Here is a 7,271-nt window from a genome sequence, read left to right as displayed (position 1 = left end):
CAACCGACCCGTCGCACGACGGCACGGCCCCGGTGCGACATACTCTCCTGATGAGTTCACGCACTTCCCCGATCGGCCAGCCGATCACGATACGGAGAGCCGTCGCGCGGGATGCCAAACGGCTCACGCGGCTCGTGCGTGGCTCAGGCGCCTACGCGGGTGACTACGCGGCCGCAGTCGCGGGCTACCGGGTCGGTCCTGATTACATCGAGGCCCACCGCACCTTTGTGGCCGTCGGCGCCGACGAGCACGGAGGCCGGGTCCTCGGGTTCTACTCGCTCGTCCTTGCTCCACCGGAGCTCGACCTGCTGTTCGTCGCCGACGAAGCGCAAGGACGGGGTATTGGACGGCTGCTCGTCGCGCACATGCAGTCCGAGGCCCGTGCCGCCGGGCTCGACCGTGTCAAGGTCGTGTCGCATCTTCCCGCCGAGGGCTTCTACCACCGCGCTGGTGCGGTGCGGACCGGGACCGCGTACGCGAACCCGCCCGCCGTGCCGTGGGACCGTCCCGAATTCGAGTTTCGCGTTTCTTCGGAATGACGCGGTGTGCCGGCCGGCGAGGCACCGGCTTCGCTGCGTGGTGGCCGGCTTGCAGCAGTCGCTGGACGCCGCGCGCTCCGTGTGTGTGGTCTCCTCTGCCCTGGCGCCTTGATCGCCTGCCCCAGCGGTCTGCCGTCGAAAGGCCAGGTGGTTCGGCCGGCACCAGGGGCCGGGTGGGCAGCCGGTATCGGTCAGTCGCGGTCACACAGGGGCGATCGGTATCAGCGGCGCGAGGACATGCCGTGTGTTAGTCTCACGCGTTTGCGTGGTCGTCGCGGTGGGCGATTCAATCTGTTCCGTTCGGCTTGTGCGTGGGCCGTTCAAACCTGCCGGGCCTTCCTCGGTACGTTTCCTTGCGGAAGGCTGTTCATGAAGCATCCCCATGACTCCGGCATCGCTCACGGCGGTCCCGCCCAGCCTGGGGCAACGACCCCGGCACTGGTCCCGGCCGTCACCTTCGCCGGTCTGGGACTGCCGACGGAGGTGCTGCGGACACTTGGCGAACTCGGGGTGCGCGAACCCTTTCCGATCCAGGCCGCCACACTGCCCGATGCCCTGGAGGGGCGCGACGTCCTGGGACGCGGGCGGACCGGATCGGGCAAGACGCTCGCCTTCGGCCTGCCGCTGCTCGCACGGACGGCCGGGCGGCGCGCGGAACCGAAGCAGCCCCTCGCTCTGATCCTGGTGCCCACCCGGGAGCTGGCCCAACAGGTCACCCAGGCGCTGGCGCCGTACGCCGAGGCACTGCGACTGCGGATCGCCACGGTCGTCGGTGGAACGTCGATCGGCCGGCAGGTCGCCGCGCTGCGCCAGGGAGCCGAGGTGGTCGTCGCCACCCCCGGACGCCTGCACGACCTGATCGAGCGCAATGCCTGCCGCCTGGGACGGGTGAGAGTCACCGTGCTCGACGAGGCCGACCAGATGTGCGACTTGGGATTCCTGCCGCAGGTTGCCGACGTGCTCGAGCAGGTGCACCCCGACGGTCAGCGGATGCTCTTCTCGGCCACTCTCGATCGCGACGTCGATCAACTGGTCCACCGCTACCTCCACGACCCCGTCGTCCACTCGGTCGACCCGGCCGCGGGCACGGTCACGGCGATGGAGCACCACGTTCTGGTCGTTCACGGCCCTGACCGCTACGCCGTCACCACGGAAATCGCCGCCCGCGACGGCCGCGTACTGCTGTTCCTGGACACCAAGCACGCCGTCGACCAGCTCACCCGGCATCTGCGGGCCAGCGGGGTGCACGCCGGGGCCCTGCACAGCGGCAAGTCCCAGCCACAGCGCACACGGACCCTGGCGCAGTTCAAGAACAGCCAGATCACCGTTCTGGTGGCGACCAATGTCGCGGCCCGTGGCCTGCACGTCGACGACCTCGATCTCGTGGTCAACGTCGACCCGCCCACCGACGTCAAGGACTATGTGCACCGGGCGGGCCGCACCGCCCGCGCCGGTGAGTCCGGCAGCGTGGTCACGCTCGTGCTGGCGGGCCAGCGCCGCGAGACCAGCCGCATGATGGCCGGGGCCGGCATCGAGCCGACCGTCACCAAGGTGCGCTCGGGCGAGGCGGAGCTGAGCCGGATCACCGGCGCCAGGACTCCGTCCGGGATCCCGCTCGACGGCGAGCCCGCCGTCCCCCGACCCAAGAACACCAACGCTCCCTTCCGCGGCCTCGGCACCAGCAAGGGCACCTCCCGCGGCGCCGGCGGCAAGTCCCGAAAGGCCGGAGAGGCCCGCAAGCTCGCCGAGGCCCGCAAGGCCGCCCTCGTGCGTCGCAACGGCTGAGAGCCGTTGCCCTGGCGGCGAATCTCCTGGCCACGGGATCGGCAACCCTCGGTCCTTCGGCCGCGAGAGGGATGCCTGCCGAAACGGAGCGGGATGATGTTGCCGGCGCCTCGCACTGCGCCCGGCATGACAAGCTGTGCTTGCCCACCCCCCCCGAACCCAGGAGGTCACCATGGCCGCAGAGCCCGTATCTACGGAAGGTTCGGAGCCGGATGCCCCCGAGACGTCCCCTCTGGAGCCGGACAGCGACGGCAACTACGACCTCAAGCGCAAGTTCCGCGAAGCCCTGGCGCGCAAGCGCGGTGCACAGGCGGACGCCGCTGATGTTGCCGCCAAGTCCGATGCGTCGAAGGTACGTTCGGCGCATGGTCCGGCTGCGAGCCAGCGGTCTTTCAGGCGCAAGAGCGGCGGCTGAGTCGATGAGTGCCGCGATCTGACCGCTTCAGCGGCATCGCGCCATCCACTCGCGCGTCCCGCCCAGTGGCCCGCGACGTGCGCATGCCCGTGCGCGCGTCGCGGGCGGGCGTAGCCGGCGGACTCGCCTGGGGGAATGGCCCAGATGCGGTTGGCTCGGGTCCGTGGCGCCGCCGAAGTGGAATCCCGGGATGAGAGCACTGCTGAGCCGGGGACGGGCCGTGACGCTTGCCGGAGCCACCCTGATCTCCACGCCCGCCCGCACCATACCTCGCGGGAGCAGCCCTTACGCTGGGCGCGCCTCCAATGCTTCCCGAAACGCTGCGCTCCGGCTGGGTCAATATCTGTGCCCGCGAGCTGAGTTTTCAACCGAACAGGCGGACAGATTCTCTATCGCATTAAGTGGGGTGGGATTCTTCACCGTACACAGGCCGCTTCGGCGTGCTACTGTCGATGTCAGTTGCAGTTGTGGTTCCCAAAACTTCAAGTGCTGTCCGGTCGGCGTCTGTGCCGTTGGAAGCGCTTTTGTTATCCGGTCTTTTTCCGGGCGGGGTGATCATCGCGGCGACACGGGGGCCGCGCAGTGCGGATCCCGATGAACTGCCCCAAAGGAGAAATGACATGGCTGCTGGTACTGTGAAGTGGTTCAACGCGGAAAAGGGCTTCGGCTTCATCGAGCAGGACGGTGGCGGCGCTGATGTGTTCGCCCACTACTCGAACATTGCCGCCCAGGGCTTCCGCGAACTGCTGGAGGGCCAGAAGGTGACCTTCGACATCGCGCAGGGCCAGAAGGGCCCGACGGCCGAGAACATCGTTCTCGCCTGACGCTGACTGTCGCGTAGTTGTAGCTGGGGCACCCGCGTCCTTCGGGGTGCGGGCCCCAGCTGCTCGCGTTTCCGCAGCGGTTTCGCCTGCGGACGACAACCAGGAAACCCGTAGGCTCACCGTATACGGGGCATCCTTCAGGGGTGCACGCATCCCTTCATGGCTTCATCGGGGCGGACGCCCGAACGTTGCGTCCGCTTCGCGCCACTCATTCCAGCTCCTGTGCCGCACGGATTTTTCGTCGGCCAGTTTCGCTTTCGCGTTCCATCGGTCCATTCTTGCAATTCTCTGTGCTGCTGATCGCTGCGGGAATTCCTTGATATGTGCCGCATCGAGGAAGGTTCCGCATGAACCGCACACGCACAAACGACCGCTTCACCCGCACCCGTAACGGCAGGGCCGAATCCGGAAGGGGCGGCAACCGATTCGGTTCGTCGGCCACGAGCCGCTCCGGTGGGCCGGGCCGTTCTGGTGGTTACAGCCGCCGGCCCGCCGCGGTCCAGGGGGAGTTCGAATTGCCCAGGACGATCACTCCCGCGCTCCCCGCCGTGGAGGGCTTCGCCGATCTCGACATGCCCGGGGCGCTGTTGGGCGCGCTCAGTTCCCAAGGCGTGACCGTACCCTTCCCGATCCAGGCCGCGACCCTGCCGAATTCCCTCGCCGGCCGGGACGTACTGGGCCGTGGCCGCACCGGCTCCGGCAAGACCCTGGCCTTCGGGCTGGCGCTGCTGGCCCGTACGTCCGGGCAGCGCGCCGAGGCGAGGCAGCCGCTGGGGCTGATCCTCGTACCCACGCGTGAGCTGGCGCAGCAGGTCACCGACGCGCTCGCCCCGTACGCCCGCTCCGTGAGGCTGCGGCTGGCCACGGTGGTGGGCGGAATGTCGATCGGCCGACAGGCGAGCGCGCTGCGCGCCGGCGCCGAGATCGTCGTCGCCACGCCGGGACGCCTCAAAGACCTCATCGACCGTGGCGACTGCCGACTGAACCAGGTTTCCATCACCGTCCTCGACGAGGCCGACCAGATGGCCGACATGGGCTTCATGCCGCAGGTCACCGCCCTCCTCGACCAGGTCCGCCCCGAAGGCCAGCGCATGCTGTTCTCCGCCACTCTCGACCGCAACGTCGACCTGCTCGTGCGCCGCTACCTCAGCGACCCCGTCGTGCACTCCGTCGACCCCTCGGCCGGCGCGGTCACGACGATGGAGCACCACGTGCTCTACGTTCACGGCGCCGACAAGCACACGGCAACCACCCAGATCGCCGCACGCGAGGGCCGCGTGATCATGTTCCTCGACACCAAGCACGCCGTCGACGGCCTCACCGAACACCTCCTGAACAGCGGGGTACGGGCCGCCGCCCTGCACGGCGGGAAGTCACAGCCACAGCGCACCCGCACGCTGGCACAGTTCAAGACGGGACACGTCAACGTGCTGGTAGCGACCAACGTCGCGGCGCGCGGCATCCACGTCGACAACCTCGACCTCGTCGTCAACGTCGACCCGCCGACCGACCACAAGGACTACCTCCACCGCGGCGGCCGCACCGCCCGCGCAGGAGAGTCCGGCAGCGTCGTCACCCTGGTCACCCCCAACCAGCGCCGCGGCATGACCCGCGTCATGGCAGCGGCCGGCATTGTCCCGCAGACCACCCAGGTCCGCGTCGGCGAAGAGGCCCTGCACCGCATCACCGGCGCCCAGACCCCCTCCGGCATCCCGGTCGTCATCACCGCACCGGTGGTCGAACGCCCCAAGAAGCGCGGCGCCACCTCACGCGGCCGACGCCGCCCCGTCTCGGCGGCCCGCGGCGCGTCCGTACGGCAGTCCACCGCCGGTGCGGCGGCATAGAACCTTCGTGTCAGGAAGCCCGCCCAACTTCGCAGGAGGCACCCTTTGACGCTGGACCAGACGCAGTTCCGCTCAACTCGTACCAACGCCGTGCAGACGGCGGCCGATCCCGCGGACGCGGCCGGACCGCAGGTCTGGGAGGACATGACCGTGGAGGTGGCACTGTCCGTGATGACCGCCGCCCGTACAGGTCAGCTGGTCGTCTGCGACGAGGACGGCATGTGCACCGGCCTGGTCACCCGGGACCGGCTCACGGCCGTTCGTGACGGTTCCGGATACACGGACCGGATCCGCCTGCGTGACATCGCCGACGTCATCGGGCCCTTCGCCTCGCCGCTGGCCACGAGGGCCGAAGCCGAGCGTGCGATGCGCCGCCGCCGGCTCGGGGTCCCGCCCGTGGGCGACGGACACGGCAACGCTTTGGGCGTCCTCTCCGTCTCTCGCTGAACCGCCGTCACCCCTGTCCTGGGCGGTCTTCTCTTCTCCCTGGAGGCATCATGCGCTGTGTCATCGCTCGCTTCCCGTTCGACCTGACCAAGAGCGGCGTATTGGAGTCGATGAAGGGCGTCACACCTGAGCCGGTCACCGGTGAGTTCGTCATCATCGGACGACGCCACTACCCCGCCAAGCAGGTCGGCCAGGTCGTCACCCGCCAGGACCGGCGTGATTTCAGCACCGGCGAAGTCCTCAGGGCCATGACCCGACTCGGCTTCACCTGCCGCACCCGCCCCACCGCCGCATCTGCGCCCCTGGCCGACCCGTCCGGGCCGGCCTCCGCGACGCTCGGCGCTCCCCCTGTCCGCCTGACGTACGGACAGGTGTGAGCCGAACAGAGCAGTGAGGCCCCACCGGCGAGGGCGGATTCCAGGAGTCGTAGCAACACTGCGGTGAGTTGATCAGGCCGCGAGCAGTTTGGACAGACGCTCGGCTGGGGTCTCCCAGCCGAGCGTTTTGCATGGGCGGCTGTTGAGTGCGGTGGCGGCGGCGTCCAGTCAGGAAGTCCCGCAGCCTGGGGTTGTGGCCGATCTTGCCGGGCTGGAGGCTGCGCGGGCGTCCGCGCGGCGTTGGGCGGCGCACGGACGGTAGGACCAGCCGCCGTTGGGCATGAGCGTGCGGCTGCGGCGATCTCCCGGCTTACGCTGGAGGGACCGCGGCCAAGCCCGGCCGCGTCGGCCCGGACGGACGCCGTCTCCCGGAGCCGGTCAGCGATGCGGATGCGGATGCGGCCGGCCTCGGTGAGGTAGAGCGACGGGCCGACGGGTTCCTCAGGGCGAGCCGGGGGTTCGGGTGCTTGCCAGGGCAGCCCCATGTCCATGATGGGCGGGGCTGCCCTGTACCTCCTGGACGCCTGTCGGCCGTAGAGCCAACGCTTGCCGGTGCGGCGGTCGATGCCGATGATCCGTCACGGCCGCCGATCCTTCCGGATCTCGAAGTCCCTCGCAGCCCTTGAACCAGGGCGTTGAGAGGACCACTGGAACCGAAGCGTGCCGGTGGGGTTTCACTGTGCCGTGGGCCGGTGAGTCAGTGGTCCGAGTAGCTGAAGTCGCCTACGGTCCACGCACTGACGTCCTCGATCGCGACGCGGTACATGCCGCCTGTCTCCGGGATCCCCACCGTACCCTGCAGGATCCGGGCGACGTGGAAATGCAGATGCGTGGGCGGTCCGTCCTTCCTCGCGGGGGTGTCGAAGACGGCGGAGAACTCGCCCAGGTCGGCGGAGTCCGTCAGCACCTCGGACACCCTCTGCCTCCACATGGCTTCCGGAGCCAGCCGACCGGTGATGACAGCACCACTGGTGACCACGGTCAGGGACATCTGATTGCTCTGCCCGGACTCCACAAGGGCAGCTATCGCAACGAGCAGC

The 7,271-nt window shown here is 69.0% G+C and carries 8 protein-coding genes and 1 pseudogene; 7 read left to right on the top strand and 2 right to left on the bottom strand.

The window, feature by feature from the left end:
* Positions 1-50 precede the first annotated feature (50 nt).
* The 7 genes from IE249_RS29510 (at position 51) to IE249_RS29480 (ending at position 6,231) form a co-directional block, all read left to right on the top strand.
* Positions 51-539, top strand: a complete 489-nt coding sequence (locus tag IE249_RS29510) for a GNAT family N-acetyltransferase (protein ID WP_189709636.1) — start codon at positions 51-53, stop codon at positions 537-539.
* 369 nt (positions 540-908) lie between these two features.
* Positions 909-2,324, top strand: coding sequence for a DEAD/DEAH box helicase (locus IE249_RS29505; RefSeq protein ID WP_189709634.1), 1,416 nt, complete (start codon positions 909-911; stop codon positions 2,322-2,324).
* A gap of 172 nt (positions 2,325-2,496) precedes the next feature.
* Positions 2,497-2,739: a DUF5302 domain-containing protein gene (locus IE249_RS29500; RefSeq protein WP_189709633.1), complete on the top strand. Its 243-nt coding sequence runs from the start codon at positions 2,497-2,499 to the stop codon at positions 2,737-2,739.
* A gap of 620 nt (positions 2,740-3,359) precedes the next feature.
* Positions 3,360-3,563, top strand: a complete 204-nt coding sequence (locus IE249_RS29495; RefSeq protein WP_014145516.1) for a cold-shock protein — start codon at positions 3,360-3,362, stop codon at positions 3,561-3,563.
* A 347-nt stretch (positions 3,564-3,910) separates the two neighbouring features.
* Complete coding sequence (locus tag IE249_RS29490; protein WP_189709631.1) at positions 3,911-5,407, top strand: DEAD/DEAH box helicase; 1,497 nt, start codon at positions 3,911-3,913, stop codon at positions 5,405-5,407.
* Between the two features lie 45 nt (positions 5,408-5,452).
* Entirely contained in the window at positions 5,453-5,854 is a 402-nt protein-coding gene (locus IE249_RS29485; RefSeq protein ID WP_189709629.1) for a CBS domain-containing protein, read from the top strand.
* A gap of 50 nt (positions 5,855-5,904) precedes the next feature.
* On the top strand, positions 5,905-6,231 hold the full coding sequence (locus IE249_RS29480) for an SCO5918 family protein (RefSeq protein ID WP_189709627.1): 327 nt from the start codon (positions 5,905-5,907) through the stop codon (positions 6,229-6,231).
* A gap of 169 nt (positions 6,232-6,400) precedes the next feature.
* Here IE249_RS29480 and IE249_RS40315 read toward each other — a convergent pair.
* Positions 6,401-6,809: pseudogene (locus IE249_RS40315) on the bottom strand (IS30 family transposase); the annotation flags it as partial.
* Positions 6,810-6,928: 119 nt separating this feature from the next.
* Positions 6,929-7,270 carry a hypothetical protein gene (locus IE249_RS29475; RefSeq protein WP_229859513.1) on the bottom strand — a complete coding sequence of 114 codons (342 nt, stop codon included), beginning with the start codon at positions 7,268-7,270 and terminating at the stop codon, positions 6,929-6,931.
* Between the last annotated feature and the right edge of the window lies 1 nt (position 7,271).

Origin of the sequence: Streptomyces anandii JCM 4720 (assembly GCF_014650655.1) — a bacterium.
Taxonomy (GTDB): domain Bacteria; phylum Actinomycetota; class Actinomycetes; order Streptomycetales; family Streptomycetaceae; genus Streptomyces; species Streptomyces anandii.
The sequence above is the reverse complement of the archived record's forward strand: the minus strand, read 5'-3'. Positions and strand labels throughout refer to the sequence as shown.